The 1391-nt window shown below is 34.8% G+C and carries 1 protein-coding gene; it reads left to right on the plus strand.

Annotated features, from left to right (window positions below):
• Positions 1–106: 106 nt before the first annotated feature.
• A complete protein-coding gene (locus ACRBBL_RS27545; RefSeq protein WP_431372325.1) occupies positions 107–1363 on the plus strand; it encodes a PcfJ domain-containing protein in 1257 nt (418 codons plus the stop codon).
• Positions 1364–1391 lie beyond the last annotated feature (28 nt).

Raw genomic sequence — 1391 nt, forward strand, 5'->3', positions numbered from 1 at the left:
CAAAAACATAGAAATCGTGTAGTAACACAAAAAACTGAATGAAAAAACACAAAACATAAATTGACTGGAGATTTCAATGAAGTTTTCAGTTACAAAAAAGAAGATTATGGAAACTTTATTTGACATCAATATCGAAACAACTCGTACGTACGTTCGTAGCAAAAAGAAAAAGCAATCTGATTTCAAAAAATTAGTGCGCAATTTGTACCAAAATGCTACAAACAAAAAGCTCGAAATGGATGGAACTTTGTCATCGCTGTACGCATATTATTTTTCCAGAATGAGTACTCGAAAAAACTGTTACCAACGAAAAATGTTCAAACGATTGCTACTTCATTTGTACAATCAAAACTGTTTTCAGATTATCAGAACAAAAGAACCTGTAGATGTTTTGTTTAAAATGAGCCAATACGGAGATCGATTTATAAGAAATGTAGAAGGTTGGAAGCGCCAAGGTTTGAACGAAACCCAGCAACTAGAATCGTTATTGAAGCACTGTTTTGAATTGTATCCAACGGCAACATTTTTAAGAGAAACATTTTTCAAAACCAATAATACCTACATCACTTGGTATGTAGACATCGCATTAGGAAAAAGTGTATTTGAACTTAGAGCATTTCCAAGTAAGTTCACCAAAAAAATGGCACATGAGTTTACCAATGTAAGTGAAAAATGTTCAGTTGAAAAAGCGTTGTCCATCGCAATTGTGAAGTCATACAAGCCGTCACCAGCACTAGAATACTTGATCAAAAACTCTTCTTTGATGGGGCAAGACTTGACTAAAGATGCATTTTGGAGAAATGCCGTACAGTTTTTCTGTGCATATCATTTTTTGGAACATCACGAATTTTATGAAGTTTTGGATTATTTGGCTTACGTGAAAAATAGAGATGCTTATTTTACATTCAAAGGACGAACGTTTGAAAGTCTAAAACGATTGTCTGACGAATGGCATGTAAGAGCACACTTGCACAGAAACGGAAACAGAAACCTGTTTTGGAATTCACAGAATGTAACGCCATTCGACTATATCGACGAGGAAAATAACTCCAAACGTACGTACAAAATCGAAGAGCTTTGTTCCTCGAAGGAATTGTACACAGAAGGTGTTGAAATGAGGCATTGTGTAGGAGGTTACGACCTACCATGTTCCATGGGAAGCAGTGCTATTTTTACACTGTACGAATACGAAGATGAAGACACAGTAGTTGAAAAACTAGTTACAATGGAAATTAATCTTACTGATAAAGAAATCGTTCAAGCACGAGGGAAACGTAATCAAAAACCCTCTAAGAAAAGTATTTCTATCATTAAAGAATGGGCAGAAGAAATGGAATATTCCATTTATAAATACGCGTTTTAACGAACGACAATAACAACACAACAAAAAC

This window comes from Kordia sp. (genome assembly GCF_050633145.1).
GTDB lineage: Bacteria > Bacteroidota > Bacteroidia > Flavobacteriales > Flavobacteriaceae > Kordia.